The following is a 25,723-nucleotide window of genomic DNA, read 5'->3' as shown; positions in this document are numbered from 1 at the left end:
ATGGCGACAAACTGCAAAACTATCAGTATTTTAGGGGCTACAGGATCTGTTGGTCTGAGCACTATCGATCTAATTCGTCGTAATCCAGATATCTTTCAAGTGCGTGTTCTAACTGCTCAAAACAAAGTAGAAGAATTGGCTGCGCTTGCGATAGAGTTTCAAATCGATTTAGCCGTCATTGGGAACGAAGATCATTATGGTCGGCTTAAGGAACTTTTAAGTGGTACCTCAGTGAAGGCGGCAGCAGGACAGCAAGCCCTTATCGATGCTGCGTCGGTTGAAGCAGACCTTGTTATGGCTGCAATCGTTGGTGCAGCAGGTCTCAGGCCGACGCTTGAAGCCGTTAGACAGGGCAACACAGTTGCGCTAGCAAACAAGGAATGTCTTGTGTGTGCCGGTGACCTAATGATGGAAGAGGTCCGTAAGCATGGGACAACACTTCTGCCCGTCGATTCTGAACATAACGCAATTTTTCAGGTGTTTGAGGCGGATCAGATCGACCATATTTCCAAGATTATTCTGACGGCCTCTGGCGGACCCTTTTTAAATACGCCTAAGAAAGATCTGCTTAGTGTAACGCCGGCACAGGCAGTGGCGCACCCGAACTGGGATATGGGCGCCAAGATATCTGTCGATTCTGCTACGATGATGAATAAGGGGCTTGAAGTGATTGAAGCCTACCACCTTTTCCCGGTGGAGGTCTCTCAGATTGAGGTACTTGTCCATCCGCAATCTGTTATTCATTCGATGGTGGAGTATGGGGATGGCAGTGTATTGGCGCAGTTAGGCTCGCCGGATATGCGTACGCCGATTGCTTATGCGCTGGCATGGCCCCAACGTATGGAATCACCAAGCCCCAAGCTTAATCTTGCACAGATTGGTCAGCTGGATTTTAGAGAACCTGATCTGGAAGCTTTTCCGTGTCTGGCTCTTGCACTTGAAGCGCTTAAAGCAGGAGGGGCGGCGCCGGTAATTTTAAATGCCGCAAACGAAGTTGCCGTAGAATCATTTTTGAATGACAAAATAGGATTTATGGGGATTGCTTCAATAGTGGAAAAGACATTGTCCCGTTTGGACATGAAAGTGCCACATTCGATTGAAAATCTGCTACAAATAGACTTGGAAGCAAGAAAGATAGCTTCCGCTTTGATAGTCGAAGAAAATGCCTAGGTTAGTAGGGAATACACATGGAAACTGAAGCTCCTGGATTTTTCATTACACTCGTTGCGTTTATTGGCGGGTTTAGCCTGCTGGTCTTCATTCACGAATGGGGACACTATAGTGTTGCGCGGCTTTTTAAAATCAAGGTGGATAGCTTTTCTGTAGGATTCGGCAAGGAACTGTTTGGCTGGACATCCCCCAAGACTGGTGTGCGTTGGAAGATTGCCATGTTACCGCTGGGTGGGTATGTGAAATTCTTTGGCGACAAATCTGGCGCATCTGATGCGGGTGACGGGCTTGACTATCTAACTGATGAAGAAAAACAGCAGTGCTTACATTTTAAACCATTGTATCAGCGTGCGTTAGTGGTTGCTGCGGGTCCAGCGATTAATCTATTGGCTGCGGCATTGGTTTTTGCCGGGTTTTACTTGATCAATGGCATGGCATATTCTGAACCTGTTGTTGAGGAAATTCTGGAAGGCTCAGCCGCTGAAAAAGCTGGCCTCTTACCTGGTGACAGGATTTTGAAGGTTGGTGACCGTGAAATTGAGTATTTTACTGACATTGGTCGCGAAATTCGTATGTACCCAGGTGCTGCGTTAACTGTTCGGTTGGAGCGGGGCGGTGTAGAGCAGTCTTTGCCTGTTGTTATTGGTAAAGATTTTTATGAAGACAGATTTGGCACGAAATACCCCTACGGCATATTGGGCGTGTCTACCCGTTCTATTGAACATCGTGATGTTGGATTGTTTGAATCTCTTGGCAAGGGCACTGTTCAGACATATGAAATGTCAAAATCTATTTTCGTTACGATTGGTCAGATGATCATGGGCGTTCGTTCTGTCAAGGAAATGGGCGGGCCTGTAAAGATTGTCTCAATGACCGGCGAAGCAGCAGAGCAGGGGCTGACTAATCTGATTTGGTTCCTCGCTCTTATATCTGTGAATCTGGGCATAATGAATTTGTTGCCAATCCCTGTGCTTGATGGTGGGCATTTGATGTTCTACCTCATTGAGGCCGTTAAGGGATCACCCTTGAATAAAAAGGCTCAGGAAGCTGGTTTTGTTGCCGGTTTCGCACTTATGTTGATTTTTATGCTGTTTGTTACATTGAATGACTTGCAATCTGTGGCGCTCTAGGCCACTTTCACCACAAAAGTTTTAAAAAGAAAAATATAGGCTGGAATGTTTCGATTTAATAAAGAATTTATGGCTGTGCAACGTTCTGTGATTGTAACGGCCACACTACTTCTGACTGGCGTTCAGGCGGGTGTAGCACAGGATGTTCCTGTGGCTTCCGCTCCAGTTGAAATGCCAATCATCCGCCAGATTTCTGTCGCAGGAAATGAACGGGTGGAACCAGAAACTATTGCCTCCTATCTTACGGTTAAGGCTGGGGACAGATTTGACGGTGAAGCATTGGACCAAAGTCTGAAAAACCTCTTCGCAACAGGCCTGTTTTCTGATGTGGAACTGAATGAACAACAAGGTGTCTTGATTGTTCGCGTGGTTGAGAATCCGATCATTAACCGGATTGTTTTTGAGGGTAACAAGAAAATCGACCGTGAAGAAATGTTCGAGGAAGTCAGACTTCGCCCCCGGATGGTCTTTACCCGTTCCAAGGTTCGTGCAGATGTACAGCGCATGATGGAGCTGTATCGCCGTAAAGGGCGGTTTGCAGCTATCATTGAGCCGAAAGTGGTACAGCTTGAACAGAACCGCGTAGATCTGCTTTTTGAGATTCAGGAAGGGCCGAAGACAAAAGTAAGCCGCATTAACTTCCTTGGTAACAAAAAGTACAGTGACGGTGATCTCCGTGATGTGTTGGCGACGAAAGAGTCTCGCTGGTGGAAGATTTTTACCTCCAACGATACTTTTGACCCAGACCGTTTGGCGTATGACCAGCAGGTGCTGCGCCAGTTTTATCTGAATGAAGGCTATGCAGATTTCCGTATTGTTTCTGCTGTGTCTGAACTGACGCCAGACCGGGAAGACTTTTTCATCAACTTCACTGTGGAAGAAGGCGAAATCTACGAATTTGGTGAGATTGACGTCACCAGTGAAATTCGTGATGTGAATGCAAATCTTTTCAGAGCGTTCCTGCAAATGCGTGATGGCATGACCTATAACGCAGAAGCTATCGAACGTACGATTGAATCACTGGAAAATGCTGCGGGTATTCTCGGCTATGCATTTGTTGATGTGCGCCCTCAGATTAATCGGTCTCGTGATGAGCGCAAAATTAACATTACTTTTAACATTAGCGATGCACCGCGTGTGTATGTTGAACGTGTTAATATTAAAGGCAATGTTCGGACACTTGATAAAGTTATCCGCAGAGAAATGCGTCTGCAAGAAGGGGATGCCTTTAACTCATCTCTTGTAACGCGTTCTGAAAACCGACTGAACCGTCTGAACTTCTTCCGAAATGTGGAAGTCGAGAGAATTCAGGGCTCTGAGCCCGACCGGATGGTTCTGGATGTCAGTGTTGAGGAGCAGGCAACCGGCGAACTTAATCTTGGTGCGGGTTATAGCTCCTATGAGAAGTTTATTTTTGACTTTTCTATCCGTGAAAGAAATTTGATGGGTAAAGGGCAGGATCTTCGCCTTGGTTTGCGTTGGTCTGGTGTTCAGCGGCAGATAGATCTTGGATTTACAGAGCCATATTTTGGTGGCCGTAATGTTGCAGCGGGCTTTGACATTTTTGCTACACAGTCCAATGGTAGGCAATTTGACTTCGGTACAGGTTCAAGAATAAGTACCTTTAAAACAGACAGTTATGGTTTCTCACTCCGTGCTGGTATGGCTGTTAATGAATATTGGACACTTTCAACACGGTATACACTCCGTCACGATAATTCCCGATTTGATGCTGGATATGTCGAAGATCGGTTTGTCCAAAACCTGACATCGCGGCAGACACAGCTCCAAACCTTGATCGATGCAGGGGTTCAGGAAGATATTGATCAATTCTTGAACTTCTTTGATTTGGATGACAATGGAGTTATCACCGAGAATGACTTTGATGTTGATGGTGACGGTATTGTTGATGAATTGGAAAAGTTGAACTTTACCAGCCGCTATTATGAAGAGTCTCTTGGTAAGCGCTGGCAATCTATCCTTGGTTATACCCTTGGCTTTAACACATTGAATTCTGTTATTCGTCCGACACGTGGCCACAGCTTCTATTTCTCTCAGGATTTTGCAGGTGTTGGCGGAGACGTACGCTATCTGAAAAATCGGGTGAACTTTGACAATTACTGGACACCGTTTGATGGCTGGACCTTCCGTGTTGGAGGTGAAGGTGGCTTCATTAAGGGGATTGGCCAGAATGTTCGCTTTACTGATAAGTTTTTCGTAGGCGGCCCAAGGCTTCGCGGTTTTGACACATCTGGTGTAGGCCCTCGCGAGATTAACAGCCTTGAAGCTGCTGTAGGTCAGCGTGGCGGTAACTCATACAACACGAACCTTGGTGGTACTGCGTATTATATCGGTCGGGGTGAGTTATTCTTCCCGATTGGAGATGCTGCGCTGGAGATGGGAATTAATGCATCTGCCTTTGTGGACGTTGGTAGTTTGTGGCGTGCCAAGGTAGATGATCTGAATAAATGTACGTTTAATCGTGCAGATGTAACTGAGTATATTTTGGCGCGGGATGCTGCTGCTGAGGCTGGAGACGATCTTCCAGAATTTGGACATGAGCTGGGTTGTATCGGTGGTGACAGCATTAGCCCGCGTGTGGCTGTAGGTATCGGTTTCTCATGGCAGTCTCCTTTCGGACCGTTCCGGATTGACCTGTCAAAAGCCTTGAAAAAACAGGTTGGCGACCGTACACAGACTCTACAGTTTAATGTGGGGACCACATTCTAGGCATGATCTACAAAGTGGATCGTCTGACAAGAATAGTAACAAGGGAAATACATAATGTTTAATTTTGGTAAGCTTCTTAAGAAAACTGCACTAATAGCAGTTGCGGTAGCAGGTTTTAGTACTGTTGCTGCTGCACAAATCCTGATCGTTGATGACGAGCGGGTAGAGCGGGAAGCAGCTGCCTATAAGGACTTTAATCTGCAGACAGGCGAGTACCGTGAGCAGATTGTTCAGCTTCGTCAGTTCATTTCACGTGGTGGCCAGCTGGAGCAGCAGCTAGGTGAACTAGAAAAGCAAAAGTCCATTATCGGTAACGATAAATATGAAGAAGAGAAGCGTAAGCTTCAGACACAGGCTGTTGCAGCACAGCGTAACCTCGCAGCACTTGAGTATTTCTTTGACGAACGTCGTCAGGAAGCAATGCGTCAGGTAGAGCGCGCACGCCAGCCGGTTATCCGTGCAATCCTGTCAGAGAAAAAAGCTCAGGTAATCATGTTGAAGCGTCTGGTTCTTGGCTCAGCTGCTGGTCTTGATGTAACAACTGAATTTATCGAGAAACTGGATGCTGAACTTCCTGCTGTGTCTTTGACGATGCCTGAGAAAGCTACTCCTGCTACTGCTGAAGAAAATCAGTAGAATTTCTGAGCGGTTGACGGAAAGACTAATGGAAGTCGATATTCAAAAAATCATGGAACTGTTACCTCATCGGTATCCGTTCCTGCTTGTTGATAAAGTGATTGATATTGTGCCTGGTGAAAGTGCAACCGGGATAAAAAATGTCACGATCAATGAAGAGTTTTTTCAGGGGCACTTCCCTGGCAAGCCAGTTATGCCTGGGGTTCTGATTCTTGAAGCTATGGCACAAACAGCGGGTGTGATGGCTATGCTATCGCAGACAGAGGCCGCTGGTAAAACTGTCTATTTCATGGGTATCGACGGTGCGAAGTTCCGTAAAGTTGTGGGGCCTGGCGATACACTGCAAATGAAAGTTAAAACCACACGCGGTGGTGGATCTGTCTGGAAGTTTGATGCAGAGGCATATGTGGGGGATACCCTTGTTACCCAAGCCAAACTGACCGCGATGATGGGTGCTGAGTAAACAGTATCAGCTTTCAAATGCACCTTATCTAAGACCCTGCCTTATTGAGGCAGGGTTTTTTAGTATGCTTTATATGTCAGACGCGACTTGAGGGTTGTGTTGCCAAAAGCGGACGAACAGACATAAAAAAAGCGGTGCTTAATAAGCACCGCTTTTGATGTTTTTATTTTTAAGCGCGATTAGCGTTTATCAACAGGAACATAATCCCGGGAAGTAGCACCAGTATAAAGCTGACGTGGACGACCAATTTTCTGTGTTGGGTCCTCGATCATTTCTTTCCACTGTGCGATCCAGCCACTGGTCCGAGCCAGAGCAAATAGAACGGTGAACATCTCAGTCGGGAAGCCCATTGCACGTAGAATAATGCCAGAGTAGAAGTCAACGTTAGGATAAAGCTTCTTCTCGATGAAGTATGGATCTTCAAGGGCGATTTTTTCCAGTTCCATTGCAACATCAAACAATGGATCATTAACGCCAAGTTCTTTCAGAACCTTGTGGGCGGTGTCGCGCATAACAGTCGCGCGTGGGTCAAAGTTCTTATAAACACGGTGACCAAAGCCCATCAGACGGAATGGGTCATTCTTGTCTTTTGCGCGGGCAACAAACTCAGGAATACGAACTACAGAACCAATTTCTTCAAGCATGTTCAGGCATGCTTCGTTTGCACCACCGTGGGCAGGCCCCCAAAGACAAGCGATACCAGCAGCAATACAGGCAAATGGGTTTGCACCAGAAGAACCAGCCAGGCGAACTGTAGATGTCGATGCATTCTGCTCGTGATCTGCATGCAGAATGAAAATAAGGTCCATTGCTTTTTCAAGCGTTGGGCTCATTTTGTAAGGCTCTGCAGGTACAGAGAACATCATGTTCAGGAAGTTACCCGCGTAAGACAGTTCATTGCTTGGATATACAAAAGGCTGACCCACTGAATATTTATATGCCATTGCCGCAATTGTCGGGATTTTGGCTATTAGGCGGTAGCTTGCGACCATGCGCTGGTGCGGGTCATTAATGTCTGTGCTGTCATGGTAGAAAGCAGCAAGGGCGCCGACAACACCAACCATGATGGCCATTGGGTGTGCATCACGGCGGAAGCCACTGAAGAAGCGGTGAAGCTGCTCGTGCACCATTGTGTGGTGTGTGATGTCGTGTGAGAACTTTTCTTTTTCTTCCTTCGTAGGTAACTCACCAAACAAAAGGAGATAGCAAACTTCCATATAGTCGCTGTGCTCAGCTAACTGTTCAATTGGATAGCCGCGATATAGAAGTTCGCCTTTGCCGCCGTCAATATATGTGATTTTTGATTCACAGCTCGCCGTAGAGGTAAAGCCAGGGTCAAATGTGAACATATCTGATTGTGCGTAAAGCTTCCGAATATCAAGGACTTTTGGTCCAACTGATCCTTCCATAACGGGAAGATCTACATTGATATCATCGCCGTTAAGCTTAAATGGGTCATTTGACATGTCTTTACTCCTTTTGTCTAACATGCACGGCCGCACAGAATGCAGCCGCAGGCTTCAGTCAGCAGTTTGATCAGCCAGGCGACTTAGAGTCTCCTCTTTGCCGAGGATCACAAGGGTGTCTATCAGATCACCTGTTTGCTTTCCTCCGGTTACAGCTGCTCTGACGGGCTGCATAACCTTACCTAATTTTAGCTCGTTTGCTTCAGCAAACTCCATTATGGCAGGCTTGATCGTGTCCAACGTCCAGTCGGACAGACCAGCAAGTTGGGCAATAACACCGGACAGCATGGTCTTGATGTCATCACCAGAAAGTGTTTTTGCGGCCTTGTCGTCGAGTGCTAGCGGGCGAATGTTACAAAAGCATGAAACATTATCGACAATATCAGGCAGGCGTTTTGCACGCTCGCTGACCGCAGGGATGGATAGTATTACTTTTTCTTTTTCTTCAGCAGTTGGAGCATGTCCAATTGCGTCCGACAGTGTCCCTTCAATAAGTTCTAATATTCTTTTTGAATCAGTATTACGAAGATAATGCCCGTTCAGATTGTCTAGTTTATCAAAGTCAAACCGTGCTGGTGAACGGCCAACATTTCCAAGTGTAAACCACTCAATCGCCTGAGAGGTGGAGATGATTTCTTCGTCACCATGACTCCAGCCAAGCCGTAACAGGTAATTTCTGAGTGCCTCAGGCAAAAAGCCCATTTCTTCGTATGCTTCAACCCCGAGTGCACCATGACGTTTGGATAGCTTCTTGCCGTCAGGGCCATGAATTAGCGGGATATGTGCAAATTCAGGCACATCCCAGCCCATGGCTTCATAAATCTGATATTGGCGGAAAGCATTGTTCAAATGATCATCACCGCGAATGATGTGGGTAACGCCCATATCATGGTCATCTACACAAACGGATAACATGTATGTTGGCGTACCGTCTGAACGGAGCAGGATCATATCGTCCAGTTCACTATTTTGAACGGTAACGTCCCCCTGAACATGATCGGTAATCGTTACTTCACCTTCGCGTGGCATCTTGATGCGCACTGAAAAGGGTGTCCCTTCAGCCACGTCAGTAGTGTCTTTGTCGCGCCATATATCACCTCGGAAAGAGGTGCCATTTGCGCGTGCAGCATCTCTGCGTTCGGCAATTTCTTCAGGAGTGGCGTAGCACTTGTATGCATGACCACTTTCCAGCATGGCATACGCCACCTCGCGGTGCCGCTCTGCTTGTGCAAACTGGCTAACGGCTTCACCATCCCAATCAAGACCGAGCCATTTCATTCCGTGCAAAATTGCATCGATTGCTTCGTCTGAGGAACGTTTTCTGTCAGTATCTTCAATGCGAAGGAGGAATTTCCCCCCATGATGCTGTGCAAATAACCAGTTGTAGAGCGCAGTTCGTGCGCCGCCAATATGGAGAAAGCCCGTAGGAGACGGGGCAAATCGAGTGACCACTTTGGGCATGTCTGACTTCATGCTCAGATACTAAACCTTTGTAATTGTTACTACAAAATGGAAACCACAGAAATGAATTGACGTGTTTTCCAGGACCTTTGGGTGGGTTGTAGCATATGTTTCTCAGGAAAACAATTTGCAGTGCAACAGAAAATGAATTTTATGTATTTTTTCTACATTTTATGGGAGAAACATAAGGGGTTCAGCGTGTAGCAAAAAGGGGGGCTTGTTGCACCGCATCGCAGAAAGACATGAGAAGCTTTTAAGTCTGGTTAAACTACACCGTGATTGGTTTTTTACCGTTGGGGTGTTCAGCTTCATGGCGGGTATAGTCTTTGGATACGTTGTTCATGGCCTAATATCTGTGGCTGTTCTTTTTTGGTTCAGTCTTTCAGTCGCAGCGATGGCCTTATATTCTTCCAAGACAGTATTTTATCAGTTACGCCCTGTTTTTCTCTGTCTTACTGGGATTTGTCTTTATGTCGTTCATGCGGACTTCAGAGATGAAAGCATCAGTCACCTAGACATAAGAGAAGGTTTTCAAAAGAATCTTACGGGGGTTGTTGATGAAGTCGATCATAGAGGGGGTGCCGGCATTCGTCTGAAGGTGACTATTGGGGAACCAACTCCCATGACGGTTCTTGTGCTTGTACGGACAGGGTACCCGAAAGACTTGATCGCTGGGGATGTTGTTGTATTTGACGGCGTATTGCAGATGCCGCAAGGGCCAGTTTATCCAGATGGCTTTGATTATAGGCAGTTTTTGCAGTTTGAAGGCGTTCATTACACGGGTTTTGCAACGTCCGACATTATACGTATCGGGGTGAAAGAGAGCTTTAAGCATTCTGTTGAAGCGCTAAGGCAGTCAATTGCTAACAGCTTTCTAGGTCAAATGAGCGAGCAGGGCGGCCCACTTGCCGCGGCATTGTTTGTGGGGAAGCGTGATTATATCTTGCCGGAGGACCGTGACCATATCAGGAAAGCAGGCTTGGCTCATATTCTAGCTATCTCAGGCTTGCATATGGGGCTTGTTACAGGTGTGTTATTTTTGGTCGCCGAGATTGTTTTGGCGCGAATAACCATACTGACTCACCATATTTTACCACGAAAAGCGGCAGCTATACTGGCTTGGTCAGGTGGGCTCTTTTATTTGATCATTTCGGGCATGTCGATTTCAACGATCCGTGCCTTTATCATGGTATCCATCGTTTTGTTTGCAGTCCTGGTGGACCGGCAAGCACTGACGATTCGAAACATAGGTATTGCAGCCTTTGTGATTTTGGTGATCTGGCCAGAGGCATTGTTCAGCGCCGGATTTCAGATGTCTTTTGCCGCCACGATTGGTCTGGTTTTATTTTTTGAGCAATTCACGAGGCAGACTAAGAGGGATACAGAGCCGCAAAGAAAGGGGCGACTGCATAAATTAGGGAAAGTATTTGTTCTGTCCCTCATCACGACAGCCGTTTCACAGGTGGCAATTGGACCAATAGCACTTTATCATTTTCAAGAAGTAGCTACCTTCGGTGCGGCGGCCAATTTATTCGTTGTCCCCATGATGACCATGATCGTCATGCCGCTTGGTGTGCTTTGTCTGGTTCTGATGCCATTTGGTCTGATGGCGCCCGCTGCATATGTCCTTGATGTGGTGTTATTGTCGATATTGACGATTGCGCAGGACTTCGCACAGCTAGACACCTTTGCAGTTACGGTACAGTCGCTTCCTGCCTGGTACGGTATAGTGACATATCTCGGATTTTTGTTGATTTGCACAGTCCCGCGACTGGTAACGGCCTTCTTTGTCCTTGCATTATGGTATGCTGGGATATTGGTTGCTTTCGAAACACCAAAGCCGATTGTGATGATTGGAAAAACGGGGCATCAGGTAGCAGTCTACAGAGAAGGTGAATATAAAACATATGGCCTTAGATCAAGTGGGTTTGTAGACGATAATTGGCGCCAGTATTGGGGAATAGCACCGGATCAAGAAGCAGGAAGGCTTGTTCGGCAATGTGGTGAACGAGGGTGCATCGTTGATACAGGCGATTTCAGTGTTGCCTTTCCTGAGGATATCGACTTTTTGCGACAAGCGTGCCAAGCAGAATTGGTAGTCGTTGCACCAGCACAGTGGCAGCGATATTGCCAAGGTTCCACCCTGTATGTAGCCATCGAAAATTTAATGACCCATGGTCCTTTGGGGGTGGGAATAGACGAGAAGAGCAAGGACCTTTTTCAGGTGTGGTCAAGCCCACCGGCAGAGAAATAGGGAGAAAATTGGCATGCCCCCTATAGAAGCGCACGGAGGTAGAGTCAGAATTTCAAATGCAAAAAAAGGCCATAAATACAATGGCCTTATCTTAAATTTTTAATGTAATAATGCGTGTCAGTGGTAGGTGCGCATTAACCCCACCAAGCGACCCTGTACCTGAACGCGGTTCTGTTCCAGAATTTGAGTATCATAGTCACGATTGGCAGGGATAAGAGCGACATGACTGCCCTGGCGCTTTAGGGTTTTAAGTGTGGCTTCTTCGCGGTCAACCAGGGCGACAACAACCTCTCCGTCGCGGGCAGAATCGCAGCTTTCGATTACAACTGTATCACCATCCAGAATGCCAAGCTCTATCATGGAGTCACCTGATATTTCGAGTGCATAGCAGTTTTTACGGCCTACCATGGTTTGGGGGACACTCAGAAAACTGTCCTGATGCTCCAGTGCCTCAATTGGTGTACCTGCAGCAATTTTGCCGTGCAGTGGTATGTCAATTGTATCGGATGTGGCTGGAGAACTCTCCGGGGCAGAGGTTCCGAAATCTGCTTGCAGGACATTTGATGGTTTTGCTTCTGAGTTCGTGTCAGGAAGACGAACAACCTCAAGTGCGCGGGCACGATTGGCCATTCGCCTAATAAAACCACGTTCTTCCAGTGCGCCAATTAAACGGTGGACACCGGATTTGGATTTCAATCCTAGCGCATCTTTCATCTCGTCAAAGGAAGGTGAGATTCCTGTTTGTTGTAAACGGTTATGAATAAACAACAATAACTGGTGCTGCTTGGCTGTTAGCATAATGAAATCCCTATATGTTTCCAGTATGTTCTACTTTAGTTCGCATATATGGCGGCTGTCAACCATTTAAACATTTACTCTGGAAAATAGAGAATTACCGCATGCGTTACGGGGAGTTTGCAGTGTATGTGCCACTTTTGCCACCAGACTTGAACAAAAGTCTGGTGGATGTAATGATCATATCTTTGTCTGCCGATTTAGCCATGTCATATAGCGTCAGTGCAGCTACCGTCGCGGCGGTCAGTGCTTCCATTTCCACGCCGGTCTTGCCGGTAACTTTCACAGTCGCTTCCACCCTAAGGCTGGTATCAGAAGTTTTCTCAATCTTGACCTTCGCACTTGTGATAGGCAGGGGATGACACATGGGGATAAGATCGCTTGTTTTCTTTGCAGCCATTATGCCGGCAATGCGTGCGGTAGCGATTACGTCGCCTTTGGGTAGGGCGTTAGACAGAATAAGATCCAGCGTCTCTGACTTCATCTCAATTGTGCTTTCAGCGACAGCCTGCCTGCTGGTGATGTCTTTTTCGCCTACATCAACCATATGTGCCTGGCCTTTTTGATCAAGATGACTAAGACGTGTCATAGTATTATCCCTTTTGTAGGTCGCGCACTGCTTGCTCGACATCGGCTTGCCGCATGAAGGTTTCCCCGATCAAAAATGTTTCAGCTCCTGCTGCTGCGCATGTTTGCAAGTCATTTTTGGTCTTTAAACCTGATTCCGCAATAAGAAGTTTGCCCGTAGGGATATGATCTGCAAGGGAAATAGTGTTTTGCAGGGATACGTCCATGGTCTTCAGATTGCGGTTATTGACACCAATCATTGGGCTCGTAAGGATGGTCAAGGCACGGTCAAGTTCGTCCCTATTGTGGACCTCTATCAGCGCATCCATACCGTATGAGTTGGCGGCATCTTCAAGTTCCTTGGCTAGTGTGTCATCAAGCGCAGCCATTATGATTAATATACAGTCAGCGCCCAGTGCGCGTGCTTCTGTAACCTGATAGGTATCTATCATAAAGTCTTTACGCAGTGCGGGCAGCGCAACAGCGTCACGCGCTGCCGTCAGGTAACTGTCATGGCCTTGAAAATAAGGGATGTCTGTCAACACTGACAGACATGCAGCGCCACCACGTTCATATGCTTTGGCAAGGGTAGGGGGATCAAAGTCGTCAGGCCTGATCAGACCCTTTGATGGGCTGGCTTTTTTGATTTCACAAATAAAGCCATATTGCCCTGCCGCTTTCTTTTCTGCCAAAGCCCTATAAAAGCCGCGCGTAGGAGATTGCTCCTTGGCCCTCGCTTCCAATTCAGACAGGCTGGTCGCGGCCTTGCAGGCTGCGACATACTCTCTTTTCTTGTCGCAAATCTCTTTTAGAATATCGCGTGCCATTTATGATTTTCCTTCAGAAGAGTGCTGCTGGGTAAAGGCAATCCATTTCGTTAGAGTGTCTTTTACTGCGCCTGTCTCAATAAGGTTTACTGCGAGCTTGTAGCCTTCAGCAACATCGGCTGCCTTGCCGCCAACATAGAGGGCAGCACCCGCATTCAGGGATACAATATCGCGGTAGGCTGAGGGCTTGTTATCGACAAGAGCGCGGATGGCCTGTGCATTTTCTTCTGCATCGCCTCCTTTTAGGTTGGCCATATCAGAACGAGAGATATTGAAATCCTCTGGCTTGATAACAAATTCTTGTATGGCCCCGTCTTTCAACTCAACAACATAGGTTTCACTGGTTGTGCTGATTTCGTCCAGGCCGTCAGCGCCGTGGACTACCCAAACGTGTTCACTGCCCAATTTGTGCAATACTTCAGCCATGGGATGCAGCCACTTCCTGTCAAATACGCCTAATATCTGCCGTTTTGCCAGTGCTGGGTTGGCAAGGGGGCCAAGAAGATTGAAAATCGTCCGCAATTTCAGGGAAGCACGTGCAGGCGCCACATGGCGCATGGCCTTATGGTGTGCTGGTGCGAACAGAAAGGCAAAGTTATTTTCTTTCAGGCTTTGTTCGTTGGCTGCCTTGTCCAGTTCAAGGTTGGCGCCAAGTGCCATCAACACATCAGCAGAGCCTGATTTGGATGATACGGACCTGTTCCCGTGTTTTGCCACCGGAACACCGCCAGTCGCCGCAACAAAGGCAGCCGCCGTAGAAATATTGTACGTGCCGTGTGCATCACCGCCGGTGCCGCAAGTATCTATCATGCCTGCAGGGCCGTGAATTTGTTCTGCCTTTGACCGTAGGACATCGGCACCGCCCACAATCTCATCAACTACCTCACCGCGAACACGTAGGGCCATGATGAATGCTGCCATTTGCGCAAGGTCAGCGGTTCCAGACATAATCTGTTCAAAGGCGTCCCGTGCGTCGTCGCGGGATAGCGTTTCTCCCTCAGCAAGCTTTGCCAGTAAGTCCCTTATGCCAATCATGCCTGAGCCTCGCAAATATTCATGAAATTTTTCAGCATCGAATGGCCGTGTTCTGACGCAATACTTTCAGGGTGAAACTGTACGCCGTGAATAGGATATTCTTTGTGTTGAAAGCCCATGATGAGACCATCATCAGTTTCTGCGGTTATTTCCATGCAGGGGGGCAAGGTATCGCGATCCACTATCAAAGAGTGATACCGTGTAGCATCAAAGCGTGGGGGTAGGCCACCAAACACACCAGAACCAGTATTGGAAATCTTGCTGACTTTGCCGTGCATCACATAGGGTGCCCGTACCACATTGCCACCAAAAACCTGTCCCATGCTCTGAAAGCCCAGACAGACGCCAAATATTGGTATTTTTCCTTTTGCAGCTTCGATTAAGTCGAGACAAATGCCGGCTTCATTGGGTGAACAGGGGCCTGGACTTATAATGATTCCCTCAGGGTTCAGTGCGAGAACTTCATCAACAGTGATTTTGTCGTTTCTGTGCACGACTACATCTGCACCAAGTTCAACGAAGTAATGATACAAGTTGTAGGTAAAGCTGTCGTAGTTATCGATTAAAATATACATTATTCTGTCCAAGGCCAATTACAGGTTGGATATTGCTGCCACACACCGTATTGTCAAGGGCGAAGGACAGAGTACTGGGTAGCAGGACAAGAATAAAACATGAGCCTCGAAAAAGATAAACTTTTTCATCTACGCCAAAAGGCTGGCGTAAAGCGTTTTAAGGGGTTGCCGAAAGGCAAGACAACTTCTCGACGTGACAAGGGGCTTCATCGCTCAAAACCCAGATCGAAAGCCTTCAAAGCTTTTGCCTGGCTATACGGAGGCGTTGTCCTCATCGTAGGCGCAGCATTAGTCTATATCACCATGGACGATAATGTGACTGACGTTGGGTCGCCCTCAGAAGAATTTGCAGCCTTTGATACCGCGGAGATGCCTACTGATGCACAAAGCCCGGGTCTTTCAGAGGGTTCTGATATTCAAGTCGATGAAACAGACACCGCGGGGGAGCGTGAAGATGCCTCTCAGAGCCATGAACTGGAACAGAATGTAACTTACGAAACCGATACGTCAGGTGAGAGTAAAACTGCTTCTGCTTTTCCCGCCGAACAGGGGGCTGCAGATAATGAAGAGACAGGACACGCCAGTGTCAGAATTGAAGGTATCAGCACGCAGGAGCCTTTTGCTGAAGATCAGCCCAAATGGCAGAAATATGCGGCGGCAGAAGTTATCACCGACAGACCCAAGCTGGTTGTAGTAATTGATGATCTGGGGCTTTCAGGCATCGCGACGAACCGAATTGCAAAGATGGACGGTCCTTTAACATTGGCGTTTCTCCCATATGCAGAGAACCTTCCAGGACAAACATCTCGTGTGAAAAAAGCAGGGCACGAATTAATGGTGCATTTGCCGATGGAGCCTAAACCTGGCGGTTTTATGGACCCTGGACCCAATGCACTTCGCAGTTCGATTACTGGCAGGGAATTGGTTGAACGCATAAACTGGAATTTGACCAGATTTGAGGGGTTTGTGGGGGTGAACAATCATATGGGCAGTAGTTTCACTGAAAACTCTGCAGGTATGATGGCCGTCATGAATGCTCTTCGCGACAGGGATATGCTGTTTCTGGATAGTGTGACCACATCACGTTCAGTTGGGGTGAAGACTGCAAGAACCATGGGGGTGCCATTTGCCAGCCGCGATGTGTTTCTGGATAATGAGCGGGATTATAACAAAATCCTAATTCAGTTGAAAAAGGCTGAGAGAATTGCTGTTAAGCGTGGCTATGCCATTGCAATTGGGCATCCGTATCCACAGACACTCGATGTATTGTCCGACTGGATTGCCAAGGATGCAACTAATCCCGTCTCGTTGGCGCCTTTGTCGCAAATTGTCAGAATGTTGGATAACCGTCGGCAGGCGCTGGCGGAGGTAAAAGAATCCAGTGACCAGGCGCGCTAATCTTGTGATAGCTTAATGGCCTGTTCTGATTAGTCTTTGACAGGCATAAATACTTTGAATTTTAGCGGGCTTTTGCCTTTGTCACCCTGGGGTCGTACTTCAATTCGGTTTTCACCAGGATTAAGTTCGGCTACAGCCGGTTCCTGATATTTTTTGATGTGCAGACCGTTTACATAGACCCCAACATTTGTGCCGAGGTCCCTGACGGCAAAACCATTGCCGCGCCTGACTATTTCGAAATGCGCTGCACTGAAAGACGGATAGTTCGGTAGGGGCAACAAGGCATGAACTGGCTGAACTATTGTTCCAGTGCCTCTGATGGAATTGCCAACCAGAAAGGGGAATTGGCTAATCGTGATATCTGATTTCAAAAGAGTATGGGTAATCTCGCAGTCGCCGCGTAATCGCAGTGACTTGGGAGACTGGATAGTATTGACGACTTTATGGGCGGCATTTTCCACAGTAGCCCGCACGCGGGAAGCCAGTGTTTTTACAACAAAATGTACCAGAGGATCAGTAAACTGCTTGCGAAAGGCTTCTGCTTCAACAAACAATACCCTGGTCGGCATGGTTGCGATGGCTGTTACAGAGTGCTCCGACCCTTCAAGCGCGCTTGTCTCCCCGAGAAGGGTGCCGTTGGATAGGGTGGCCAATGTTTGCATGACGTCTCCATCCTTTCGGATAATCTCAACTTCGCCCTCAAGGATGATATGAACCCCCTGACTGGCGGTCCCTTGATGAAACAATACGGCATGCCGCGGAAACGTCATTTCTACTTGTTGATTAGCATTGTTGGCCATGGTGCACGTCTATTTGGTTAATCATAGTAAAATGAAGATAGGCAAAAATGCGTATTGTGCAATGTCTAGCCGCGATTTGAACGTGAAAACCGGATTGCTTCACGTGCAGCAGCAACCAGCGCCCGGGCTTTGTTTTCACATTCCGCCTGTTCTGACGCTTCGTCACTGTCAGCGACGATGCCGGCCCCTGCTTGTACATGCATCATGCCGTCTTTGACAATCGCAGTCCGCAATACGATACAGCTGTCCATAGACCCATTCGCGCTGAAATACCCAACGCTGCCCGCATAAGGACCGCGTGCGTCAACTTCTAGTTCATCTATGACTTCCATCGCCCGGACTTTTGGTGCGCCTGATACGGTGCCGGCAGGGAAACCTGCAGACAGGGCATCAATAGCGTCTTTGTCCTTGCGAATTTTCCCGACTACATTGGAGACAATGTGCATGACATGGGAATATAGCTCAATCGTGTTACGTGCAGTCACTTTTACCGAACCCGGTTCAGCAACCCTACCAACATCATTACGTCCCAAATCAAGCAGCATAAGATGTTCCGCAAGTTCTTTTGGGTCAGATAGAAGATCATCGGCCAGGTGCTTGTCTTCTTCCGGGCTTGTACCGCGTTTTCTTGTGCCAGCGATTGGTCTGATAGTTACTTCATCATCCCTCAGGCGTACCAAAATTTCAGGACTTGATCCAACGATTGAAAAGCCATCAAAATTCAAATGGTACATAAAGGGCGATGGGTTTGTGCGCCTTAAGGCACGGTACAAAGCGAAGGGGTGAAGATTGAAAGGCATGCTAAACCGCTGGGACAGAACAACCTGAAAAATATCGCCGGACAGGATATAGTCTTTGGCTTTGCGGACCATATCAAAATACCGGCTTTGCGGCGTATTTGAAACGGGCTCGGAGAATTCCTGCATTGGCCCATCCTGTAGTAGGGGGACTGGGGCTTCCATTCTGTCCAAAGCTTCTTCCAGTCTTTTCTGGGCCGCTTCTATCAGAGTTTCCGCTGCGCCAGCACCAGGCCTGACAGGGGTGACCAGTGTAATCAGGTTGGTAACACTGTCGAAAATCGCCATAACCTGCGGCCGGAAAAAAATGGATGTTGGTAACCCAATCGCGTCAGGGTTTGAGGGTGTTACGTCTTCCATTTCCTGAATGATCTCATACCCCATATACCCTAAAACGCCTGCGGCCATAGGCGGTAGGGGGTGAGGTAGATCAATCAGGCTCTCATTAATCAAAGCTCGTAAGCGGTCCAGTGGTTTGCCTGGATCTGCAGTGTAAGTGTCGGGGGTCGTCGCTGCATTGCGGTTTATCTCGCACTGACCGTTTTGAAGACGCCAGATTATATCAGGATTAAAGCCAATGATAGAGTATCTGCCGCGCGTATCACCACCTTCAACCGATTCCAGAAGGCAGCTGTATCGTTCACCTTTGCTCAGCTTCAGGTAAGCCGACACGGGTGTATCCAGATCAGCGACAAGTGTATGAAAGAGGACAGATGGCTTGCCAGCTTTAAGGTTGGTCAGGACATCCTGTATTTGATTTTCCATTCGCAATTCCCCGACTGGGCCTGTCTTGTTCAAACAGAAACAGGCCCGAAATTTTTGTCCAGTTCAGGGCGTTACTTTGTGTCCATCACCGGAGGTGGTGGCGACCAGTTATTCCTGGTCGCGCGGGAAAAGTTGTTCGATCAGCGCATTGTTAATTTCTGGGCGGTTTTGCGCCAGAAGATATGCTTGATACTGCGACAAGACAGTGTTTGTCTGTTCATTAATCAACTGCTGGCGAAGTGATGCGACTGCTGCAGCTTGTGTCGCAGGATCGCCTGGGACGATTTCGTTGACTTTAACAACAACATACCCATCACCGTCTGCACTGCGTTCCGAGCTGACTTTACCTTCGCCGATTGTGAAGATCAAAGAGCGAATGTTTGCGGCCAGACCAGAGTTGCCGTCTGGTTGACGTGTAACGTTCTTCGCGTCAAAGGATGTACCGCCCAGATCTGCCGCAACGTCTTCTGGGTTTTCGTTGGCGCGTAAACGTTCAACCGCGAGATCAGCGAACTCACCGGCTTTCAACTGGCGCTGTTCACGCTCCCACGCCTGGCGAACTGCAACAGATACATCTTCATAGATCTGCTGCTCGGGCTGCATTTCATTCATTACTTCTACCAAATAGATGCCTTGCGTATTATCTACCGGATTTAGGTCAGTAATCTCTGGCTCCAGCCCCACTTCTGCTGCAAAAGCAGCTGCATGAATTGTTGCTTCAACCTGCTGAGTGATAACTTGTGTACCGTTTGCGTCGCGACCATTACGGTCTACCGCAGAAACTGTCGCAAGATTAAGTGACAGTTTCTCTGCAACTGGAGCAAGCGTTCCGTCTTCAGCCAGGGCATCTTCCAGTTCCGGGATGAAGTCAAACATCAGATCAACAGATCTTTCTGCCTTAAGTAGGGTTACCACATCATCGCGAACGTCTTCTAGCGACCGCTCAGTGCCAGGTGTTATACTGGTGACTTTATAGACAACATACCCTGCTAGTGTTTCGAGGGGCTCTGTAATAGTGCCTTCTGCAACTGCAAAAACGGCATCAGCTGTTGCTGCGTCGAAATCTACAGCCAGGTCATCGTAGGTGTTATCGCCAAGATCCAGTTCGTCAATGGTAAATTCTGTGCGCTGTGCTGCTTCCGTCGCATAATCAGCGCCTGCGTTCACCGCGTCAGCGAAAGCCTGAGCTTCTTCAGCAGTTGGGAAAATTGCCTGCTGGATGTTACGCAGCTCCGGCTTTTGCCAGTCACCTATGTTACTGTCATATGCTGTTTGGATATCTTCATCAGAGATTTCCACTTTGTCAGCGAACTGATCCGGCGTTACAAGCAGATAACGGTAACTGCGACGCACAGGTGTCATGTAGTTAGACTTGTTGGCTTCGTAATAGCTACGGAGAGTTTCTTCGTCAGCTTCCGGGATGTCGACGATTTCACTGGCCTTGATTGTAATCATATTGGCGCGGCGACGTTCGCCTTGGACAACCTGTAACGTGTTGACCATGTCTTTTGACACGGCGGAATAAGCTGTCAGACTGTCGACCAACTGTTGACGTGCAATGCCGGCACGGATTTCTTCCAGAAGCTCGTTTCTGGTCATGCCGGTGGAGCGCATGGTCTGTTCCAGCATTTGTTCGCTAAACGACCCATCAGGAAGTAGAAACGCGGGTATGCTAATAAGCTCTTCCGCTACGTGTGAGTCTGATGCACGCATGCCAAGACTAGAAGTTTCATTATCAAAAGCAGCCATTGTGGTCTGCTGCTGCAGTATCTGCTGGATCAGCCCAAAGCCATGAATGATTTGGTTCAAGGTCATTTGACCGCCCATCTGGGCCTGATACTGCTGAGCCTGGTTGTTCACCATAGTGGCAAAACGCTGGGCCGATACTTCTTTATCCCCAACCTTGGCAACGTTACTGCCGCCTACAGCTCCGCCGCCGGTGCCGACGCCCCAGATCGCAAATGCAGCAATCAGAATACCAAGAAGAATGGTTACAAAAATTGAATCGAGTTTACCGCGAATTTTGAGCAGCATAGGTGCCGGTCCCGTCCTTGAAATAAATTTATCAGTGGAAATTTTCCTACAATAAGGAATCCCCGTTTGGCGGCGAATATAAGCATCGTTGGGCAAAGCTGCAACCATCTAATGATATCACCGAGAGAATGGAACATATCTTTTCTTTCTCAAACGCTTTTGCTACATACGGTGAAAATCATAAAACTTCTTAGGAGACGCCCTGATGTCGAACCCAACTGCATTGGTTGCTGGTAATTGGAAAATGAATGGTCTGACCGAAAGTCTGGCAGAGCTGGAAGCGCTGGAAACTTTGGTAAAGGAAGGTAAGTCCGCAGATTGTGATGTTTTGATTTGTCCACCTTTTACATTGATTGGTGCCGCTTCAGTTAAGGCTGATGCTGTTGCGATCGGTGCTCAGGACTGTCATGGTGCAGTAAGCGGTGCCCACACAGGGGATATATCAGCGCAAATGTTGAAAGATGCAGGCGCCACATATGTAATTGTTGGTCATTCAGAACGCCGTGCAGATCATTTTGAGAATAGTAAGATTGTTAAGGTAAAGGCAGAAGCAGCGCTTGCGGTTGGCCTGACTGCAATTGTCTGTGTTGGTGAAACCGAGGCAGAGCGTGATGCAGGAAAAGCTGTGTCCAGAGTTGTCGGGCAGGTGGAAGCATCGTTGCCAGAAGGTGCAACCTCCGCCAAAGTTGTTGTTGCCTACGAGCCTGTTTGGGCGATTGGAACAGGGCGCACGCCAACAGTACAGGACGTCGCTGAAATGCATACTGCCATCCGAGAGGCGCTTATTAAGCGTTTGGGCGAAGACGGCAAGGCAGTTAAAATCTTATATGGTGGCTCAGTTAAGCCGTCCAATGCGACCGAGTTAATGGGCGCAGCTAATGTCAATGGTGCGCTTGTTGGCGGTGCCAGCTTGAAGGCTTCAGACTTTAACGGAATCATAGATGCGTACAGAAAATAACAGAAACTGTTAAATTCTCCTTGGCAAAGGTGGGTAATTTAGTCTATTAACCGCGCTTTGTATGAGCTGATCAATTTAGGTTGGCCGGACCCAAGAATTTTGCGAGACGAAATCACATGGAAGCTGTACTTCTAAGTATTCACCTGATTGTTGCAATCGCACTGGTTGCGACCATATTGTTGCAACGGTCAGAAGGTGGCGCGCTTGGCATTGGTGGTGGCCCCACTGGTATGATGACCGCACGTGGTGCAGGTGATCTGTTGACACGCACAACCAAATGGCTGGCAATTGTCTTTTTGGCAAACTCGCTGGCGCTAGGCTGGATTTCCGCTCAGCGTAACTCTGATAACGATATCTTACAGCAGGCAGCTGAAAAGGCTGAGGAAGCATCAGATGGACCTAAGTTGCCAGAGATGCCTACCATACCTGACAATTAAGATAACGGTCGACAGTAACGGGAGCCAGCGGCTCCCGTTTCTCTATGGTGTGGCAAGATGCTATGCTTGTCACTGAATGTAAATTTAAAGAAATTAGGATATAGTGAGGTTCCATGACGCGCTATATATTCATTACTGGTGGTGTGGTTAGTTCGCTTGGTAAGGGCTTACTGTCTGCTTCTCTTGGTGCGCTGTTACAGGCGCGGGGTTATTCTGTACGTCTGCGGAAACTTGACCCCTATTTGAATGTTGATCCAGGGACAATGAGCCCCTATCAGCATGGTGAATGTTATGTCACTGACGATGGTGCTGAGACAGACTTGGATCTTGGTCACTATGAGCGTTTTACCGGTGTGTCTTCGCGCCAGAGCGACAACATTACATCGGGTCGTATTTATCAACAGATTATCGCCAAGGAACGCCGTGGTGATTATCTTGGCGGCACAGTCCAGGTTATCCCGCATGTAACAGATGCGATTAAAGAGTTCGCGCTGGCGGAGCAGGACGGCATTGACTTTATGCTGTGTGAAATTGGCGGTACCGCAGGTGATATTGAGGCAATGCCTTTCATGGAAGCCATCCGTCAACTGAGTATTGAGCTGGGGCGTGGTAACTCCATCTTCTGCCACCTAACACTGGTACCATTTTTGGCAGCAGCCGGCGAGTTAAAGACGAAGCCCACACAGCACAGTGTGAAAGAGCTTCGATCTATTGGTATCCAGCCAGACATCCTTGTCTGCCGCGCAGAGCATCCCATTCCGGATAGCGAGCGCCGCAAGATGTCTTTGTTCTGTAATGTACCGGAATCTGCGGTTATTCCAGCGCTGGATGTGAAGACTATTTATGAAGTTCCGATCTCCTATCATAATGAAGGTCTGGATGTAGAAGTTCTGAAAGCATTCGGTTTGGCGCATAAAGCAGAGCCAGACCTGAGTATTTGGGAAGATATTGTTGACCGGATTAAAAACCCGGAAGGCGAGGTTACGATTGCAGTTGTCGGTAAATACACGATCCTGCCAGATGCCTATAAGTCACTGACTGAGGCGCTTGTGCACGGCGGGGTTGCTAACAAGGTAAAAGTGAATATCAAATGGATTGATGCTGAACTCTTTGAGAAAGAGGATGCTATTGATCATTTGCACGGTATTCACGCTATTCTGGTGCCGGGTGGCTTTGGCCGTCGGGGTACCGAAGGTAAAATCGCTGCAGCACGCTTTGCGCGTGAGAAGAAGATCCCTTATTTTGGTATTTGTCTGGGTATGCAGATGGCAACAGTTGAAGCAGCACGTCATCTGGCCGGGATTGAAGACGCTGGTTCATCCGAGTTTGAAGAGCGCGGTATCGAGCCGGTTGTTGGGTTGATCACCGAGTGGACGCGTGATGATGGAACGGTTGAACAGCGTACAGAAGAAACAGACCTTGGCGGTACAATGCGCCTTGGTGCGTATCCTGCACACCTTAAGAAGGGCTCCAAGATTGCTGAAATCTATGGGGAGCTGGAGATATCAGAACGGCATCGTCACCGGTATGAAGTGAATGTGGGTTACGTTGAGCGCCTGGAGAAAGCGGGTGTTGTTTTCTCTGGTATGTCACCAGATGGTCAGTTGCCAGAGACTATGGAACTGCCTGATCATCCATGGTTCATCGGGGTTCAGTATCATCCGGAATTGAAATCAAAACCATTTGCGCCGCACCCGCTTTTCGCAAGCTTTGTTGCGGCGGCACTGAAACAAAGCCGATTGGTTTAGTGCGCTCATAAATAAAAGTGGTTTAGAAAATCAAAAGGCCAGCCCCCACAGGGCTGGCCTTTGTTCTTGATGAGGTTACTGGAAGGTGATTAGTCAGTCCCATATTGTTCCAGAATAGCGGCATATACGCTGATCGCATCCCACAGGTTTTGAATGCGCAGGTTTTCATTTCTGCCGTGCTGATTGTTGTCATGGTTTGCAACCGGCAGGATGATGATAGGCATATTTTCCAAAGCCTGTTCAAACAAATAAATGGGCAAGCTTCCGCCCAGGCTAGGCGCCAGAATTGTCTTGTTGCCCTCCATATTGTCCAGAATAGAGATAAGCTTCACTGCCTCGGGGCTATCCAGTCTTGAGCGGAAAGCAGGGTACGCACCTGCGCGCCAGTCAAGTTTGACCAGTTTCGCGTGATTGCGCCGGATGTCGGCATTAGGTTCTTCATGGACGATTGTGTAGCCTTGGGCCCGGACATGGTCTTCGACTTTTTCGACCAGAAATTCAGGTGTTTGGTCTGCTACAAGACGCATGTTAATGGATGCGGACGCCGAAGGTTGAATGATATTTCTGCCTTGCTTGCCAACACCGCCTGCCTGAAAGCCGCGGATAATAAAGCCCGGTGACAGAACGCTTTCTTCGAGGCGAATATCTTTGCCAACACTTTCAGCCAGTGCCAGCGCGTGTTTCATCTGAGTGTCAACATTGGGAACGTTTGAAAGAGCTTCCCGTTCAGCATTTGATATGGGGCGGACCTGATCTGAATAGCCGTCTATTGTTATTTTGCCGTCTTCAGATTTCATGGACAGCAGCAGTTTCATCAGGCTTTCTGTCGGGTTTGGGGCCCAGTTGCCGTAATGCCCGCTGTGCAGCGGTGCGAGTGGGCCATATGTCGTAATATCAAGGGCCATTGACCCGCGTACGCCAAACACCAACTGGCGGTCCCGGCTTTGGTGCATCGGGCCATCACAGAAAAGCATTAGATCGGCTTCCAGCTTGTCACGGTGGTCGGCCAGAATTTGTTTCAGTGTCGGGCTGCCAGCTTCTTCTTCTCCATCGAGAATTAGTTTAATATTTACGCTTGGCGAAATACCGGCCTGTTCCATCGCATCAAGTGCATGCATCAGGGCAATAACGGGCGCTTTATCATCGCCCGCTGAGCGCGCAGCAATACGCCATTCTGGATTAAAGTCACCTTCGACCTGATCCCACGGGACGACTTGCCCACCGTTCTCTATGGTTGCAGTTAATAAGGTAGGGGTGAAAGGTGCAGTCGCCCAGTTGGCAGGTTCAACGGGTTGCCCATCAAAGTGCGCGTATATCAGCACGGTTTTGTCAGCACCGCTGACTTTCTTTTCTGCAATGATATAAGGTGCGCGTCCGGCTGTTACTATCTCTGAAGTGAAGCCGCGCTTATGAATATAGTCTGTAATCCAGGCTGCATTCACCATCATATCGTCTACGCTGGAACTGACATTCGGCATGGACAGTAAATCACGAAAGTCCTTCATGATGTGATGCTGGTGTTTGTTAGTATATTCGCGAATGGATTGTTCGTTTGCATCTGCTGTCAATGTGGGCACCGACAGGGCCATAACAGATGCTGCAATAGTCTTTACAAAATACTTCATGGATAGTCCCCCTTTATGAACAAATAGACCATAGCAGCGCCTGATGAGATAG

The 25,723-nt window shown here is 48.1% G+C and carries 21 protein-coding genes; 10 read left to right on the top strand and 11 right to left on the bottom strand.

Features of this window, described 5'->3' with window-relative positions:
* The 5 genes from IE181_RS12325 to fabZ all read left to right on the top strand — a co-directional run bounded on the left by IE181_RS12325 (position 1) and on the right by fabZ (position 6,129).
* The gene (locus IE181_RS12325; protein WP_191253394.1) at positions 1-1,170 is read left to right on the top strand and encodes a 1-deoxy-D-xylulose-5-phosphate reductoisomerase; all 1,170 of its coding nucleotides are present in this window, start codon (positions 1-3) and stop codon (positions 1,168-1,170) included.
* A 17-nt stretch (positions 1,171-1,187) separates the two neighbouring features.
* Positions 1,188-2,300 carry an RIP metalloprotease RseP gene (gene rseP, locus IE181_RS12320; RefSeq protein ID WP_191253392.1) on the top strand — a complete coding sequence of 371 codons (1,113 nt, stop codon included), beginning with the start codon at positions 1,188-1,190 and terminating at the stop codon, positions 2,298-2,300.
* A gap of 69 nt (positions 2,301-2,369) precedes the next feature.
* The gene (bamA, locus tag IE181_RS12315; RefSeq protein ID WP_191253390.1) at positions 2,370-5,030 is read left to right on the top strand and encodes an outer membrane protein assembly factor BamA; all 2,661 of its coding nucleotides are present in this window, start codon (positions 2,370-2,372) and stop codon (positions 5,028-5,030) included.
* A 54-nt stretch (positions 5,031-5,084) separates the two neighbouring features.
* Positions 5,085-5,666, top strand: coding sequence for an OmpH/Skp family outer membrane protein (locus IE181_RS12310; protein WP_191253388.1), 582 nt, complete (start codon positions 5,085-5,087; stop codon positions 5,664-5,666).
* Positions 5,667-5,694: 28 nt separating this feature from the next.
* Entirely contained in the window at positions 5,695-6,129 is a 435-nt protein-coding gene (gene fabZ / locus IE181_RS12305; protein ID WP_191253386.1) for a 3-hydroxyacyl-ACP dehydratase FabZ, read from the top strand.
* Positions 6,130-6,308: 179 nt separating this feature from the next.
* Here fabZ and IE181_RS12300 read toward each other — a convergent pair whose 3' ends face one another.
* Positions 6,309-7,595 (bottom strand): citrate synthase, encoded by a 1,287-nt coding sequence (locus IE181_RS12300; protein ID WP_191253384.1) that lies wholly within the window; start codon positions 7,593-7,595, stop codon positions 6,309-6,311.
* A 54-nt stretch (positions 7,596-7,649) separates the two neighbouring features.
* Positions 7,650-9,068, bottom strand: coding sequence for a glutamate--tRNA ligase (gene gltX / locus IE181_RS12295; RefSeq protein ID WP_229819413.1), 1,419 nt, complete (start codon positions 9,066-9,068; stop codon positions 7,650-7,652).
* A 298-nt stretch (positions 9,069-9,366) separates the two neighbouring features.
* Here gltX and IE181_RS12290 point away from each other — a divergent pair, with 298 nt between their 5' ends.
* Entirely contained in the window at positions 9,367-11,310 is a 1,944-nt protein-coding gene (locus IE181_RS12290; protein WP_268245750.1) for a ComEC/Rec2 family competence protein, read from the top strand.
* A 117-nt stretch (positions 11,311-11,427) separates the two neighbouring features.
* Here the strand turns inward: IE181_RS12290 and lexA are convergent, their stop codons facing one another.
* The 5 genes from lexA to IE181_RS12265 form a co-directional block, all read right to left on the bottom strand.
* Entirely contained in the window at positions 11,428-12,108 is a 681-nt protein-coding gene (gene lexA, locus IE181_RS12285; protein ID WP_191253372.1) for a transcriptional repressor LexA, read from the bottom strand.
* Positions 12,109-12,214: 106 nt separating this feature from the next.
* Positions 12,215-12,694, bottom strand: a complete 480-nt coding sequence (gene moaC, locus IE181_RS12280) for a cyclic pyranopterin monophosphate synthase MoaC (RefSeq protein WP_191253370.1) — start codon at positions 12,692-12,694, stop codon at positions 12,215-12,217.
* Positions 12,695-12,698: 4 nt separating this feature from the next.
* Positions 12,699-13,499 (bottom strand): indole-3-glycerol phosphate synthase TrpC, encoded by an 801-nt coding sequence (gene trpC / locus IE181_RS12275; RefSeq protein ID WP_191253369.1) that lies wholly within the window; start codon positions 13,497-13,499, stop codon positions 12,699-12,701.
* Positions 13,500-14,534: an anthranilate phosphoribosyltransferase gene (gene trpD / locus IE181_RS12270; protein ID WP_191253366.1), complete on the bottom strand. Its 1,035-nt coding sequence runs from the start codon at positions 14,532-14,534 to the stop codon at positions 13,500-13,502. It abuts the gene before it with no gap.
* Positions 14,531-15,109 (bottom strand): anthranilate synthase component II, encoded by a 579-nt coding sequence (locus IE181_RS12265; RefSeq protein ID WP_191253364.1) that lies wholly within the window; start codon positions 15,107-15,109, stop codon positions 14,531-14,533. Before IE181_RS12265 ends, trpD begins: the two co-directional genes overlap by 4 nt.
* Positions 15,110-15,208: 99 nt before the next feature.
* Here IE181_RS12265 and IE181_RS12260 point away from each other — a divergent pair, with 99 nt between their 5' ends.
* Positions 15,209-16,507 carry a divergent polysaccharide deacetylase family protein gene (locus tag IE181_RS12260; protein ID WP_191253362.1) on the top strand — a complete coding sequence of 433 codons (1,299 nt, stop codon included), beginning with the start codon at positions 15,209-15,211 and terminating at the stop codon, positions 16,505-16,507.
* A 29-nt stretch (positions 16,508-16,536) separates the two neighbouring features.
* Here the strand turns inward: IE181_RS12260 and IE181_RS12255 are convergent, their stop codons facing one another.
* The 3 genes from IE181_RS12255 to IE181_RS12245 form a co-directional block, all read right to left on the bottom strand.
* Complete coding sequence (locus IE181_RS12255; protein WP_191253360.1) at positions 16,537-17,307, bottom strand: cyclic nucleotide-binding domain-containing protein; 771 nt, start codon at positions 17,305-17,307, stop codon at positions 16,537-16,539.
* Positions 17,308-17,372: 65 nt separating this feature from the next.
* Positions 17,373-18,869: an anthranilate synthase component I gene (gene trpE / locus IE181_RS12250; protein WP_191253358.1), complete on the bottom strand. Its 1,497-nt coding sequence runs from the start codon at positions 18,867-18,869 to the stop codon at positions 17,373-17,375.
* A 108-nt stretch (positions 18,870-18,977) separates the two neighbouring features.
* Positions 18,978-20,903: a SurA N-terminal domain-containing protein gene (locus IE181_RS12245; RefSeq protein WP_191253356.1), complete on the bottom strand. Its 1,926-nt coding sequence runs from the start codon at positions 20,901-20,903 to the stop codon at positions 18,978-18,980.
* A gap of 205 nt (positions 20,904-21,108) precedes the next feature.
* Between IE181_RS12245 and tpiA the strand changes: the two genes are divergently transcribed.
* From tpiA to pyrG, 3 genes are all read left to right on the top strand, one after another.
* A complete protein-coding gene (tpiA, locus tag IE181_RS12240) occupies positions 21,109-21,861 on the top strand; it encodes a triose-phosphate isomerase (RefSeq protein WP_191253354.1) in 753 nt (250 codons plus the stop codon).
* A gap of 116 nt (positions 21,862-21,977) precedes the next feature.
* Positions 21,978-22,298 (top strand): preprotein translocase subunit SecG, encoded by a 321-nt coding sequence (gene secG / locus IE181_RS12235; protein ID WP_191253352.1) that lies wholly within the window; start codon positions 21,978-21,980, stop codon positions 22,296-22,298.
* A gap of 113 nt (positions 22,299-22,411) precedes the next feature.
* Entirely contained in the window at positions 22,412-24,046 is a 1,635-nt protein-coding gene (gene pyrG, locus IE181_RS12230; protein ID WP_191253350.1) for a CTP synthase, read from the top strand.
* A gap of 89 nt (positions 24,047-24,135) precedes the next feature.
* Here the strand turns inward: pyrG and IE181_RS12225 are convergent, their stop codons facing one another.
* Entirely contained in the window at positions 24,136-25,671 is a 1,536-nt protein-coding gene (locus IE181_RS12225) for a M20/M25/M40 family metallo-hydrolase (RefSeq protein WP_229819411.1), read from the bottom strand.
* Positions 25,672-25,723 lie beyond the last annotated feature (52 nt).

Origin of the sequence: Kordiimonas sediminis (assembly GCF_014656395.1) — a bacterium.
Lineage (GTDB): Bacteria > Pseudomonadota > Alphaproteobacteria > Sphingomonadales > Kordiimonadaceae > Kordiimonas_A > Kordiimonas_A sediminis.
This window is presented reverse-complemented; position numbering and strand designations above follow the sequence as displayed.

Bases quoted from the DNA above. Each gene is read 5' to 3' on its own strand.
- IE181_RS12325 (WP_191253394.1), top strand. From the start codon at position 1: ATGGCGACAAACTGCAAAACTATCAGTATTTTAGGGGCTACAGGATCT.
- rseP (WP_191253392.1), top strand. From the start codon at position 1,188: ATGGAAACTGAAGCTCCTGGATTTTTCATTACACTCGTTGCGTTTATT.
- bamA (WP_191253390.1), top strand. From the start codon at position 2,370: ATGGCTGTGCAACGTTCTGTGATTGTAACGGCCACACTACTTCTGACT.
- IE181_RS12310 (WP_191253388.1), top strand. From the start codon at position 5,085: ATGTTTAATTTTGGTAAGCTTCTTAAGAAAACTGCACTAATAGCAGTT.
- fabZ (WP_191253386.1), top strand. From the start codon at position 5,695: ATGGAAGTCGATATTCAAAAAATCATGGAACTGTTACCTCATCGGTAT.
- IE181_RS12300 (WP_191253384.1), bottom strand. From the start codon at position 7,595: ATGTCAAATGACCCATTTAAGCTTAACGGCGATGATATCAATGTAGAT.
- gltX (WP_229819413.1), bottom strand. From the start codon at position 9,068: ATGAAGTCAGACATGCCCAAAGTGGTCACTCGATTTGCCCCGTCTCCT.
- IE181_RS12290 (WP_268245750.1), top strand. From the start codon at position 9,367: ATGGCGGGTATAGTCTTTGGATACGTTGTTCATGGCCTAATATCTGTG.
- lexA (WP_191253372.1), bottom strand. From the start codon at position 12,108: ATGCTAACAGCCAAGCAGCACCAGTTATTGTTGTTTATTCATAACCGT.
- moaC (WP_191253370.1), bottom strand. From the start codon at position 12,694: ATGACACGTCTTAGTCATCTTGATCAAAAAGGCCAGGCACATATGGTT.
- trpC (WP_191253369.1), bottom strand. From the start codon at position 13,499: ATGGCACGCGATATTCTAAAAGAGATTTGCGACAAGAAAAGAGAGTAT.
- trpD (WP_191253366.1), bottom strand. From the start codon at position 14,534: ATGATTGGCATAAGGGACTTACTGGCAAAGCTTGCTGAGGGAGAAACG.
- IE181_RS12265 (WP_191253364.1), bottom strand. From the start codon at position 15,109: ATGTATATTTTAATCGATAACTACGACAGCTTTACCTACAACTTGTAT.
- IE181_RS12260 (WP_191253362.1), top strand. From the start codon at position 15,209: ATGAGCCTCGAAAAAGATAAACTTTTTCATCTACGCCAAAAGGCTGGC.
- IE181_RS12255 (WP_191253360.1), bottom strand. From the start codon at position 17,307: ATGGCCAACAATGCTAATCAACAAGTAGAAATGACGTTTCCGCGGCAT.
- trpE (WP_191253358.1), bottom strand. From the start codon at position 18,869: ATGGAAAATCAAATACAGGATGTCCTGACCAACCTTAAAGCTGGCAAG.
- IE181_RS12245 (WP_191253356.1), bottom strand. From the start codon at position 20,903: ATGCTGCTCAAAATTCGCGGTAAACTCGATTCAATTTTTGTAACCATT.
- tpiA (WP_191253354.1), top strand. From the start codon at position 21,109: ATGTCGAACCCAACTGCATTGGTTGCTGGTAATTGGAAAATGAATGGT.
- secG (WP_191253352.1), top strand. From the start codon at position 21,978: ATGGAAGCTGTACTTCTAAGTATTCACCTGATTGTTGCAATCGCACTG.
- pyrG (WP_191253350.1), top strand. From the start codon at position 22,412: ATGACGCGCTATATATTCATTACTGGTGGTGTGGTTAGTTCGCTTGGT.
- IE181_RS12225 (WP_229819411.1), bottom strand. From the start codon at position 25,671: ATGAAGTATTTTGTAAAGACTATTGCAGCATCTGTTATGGCCCTGTCG.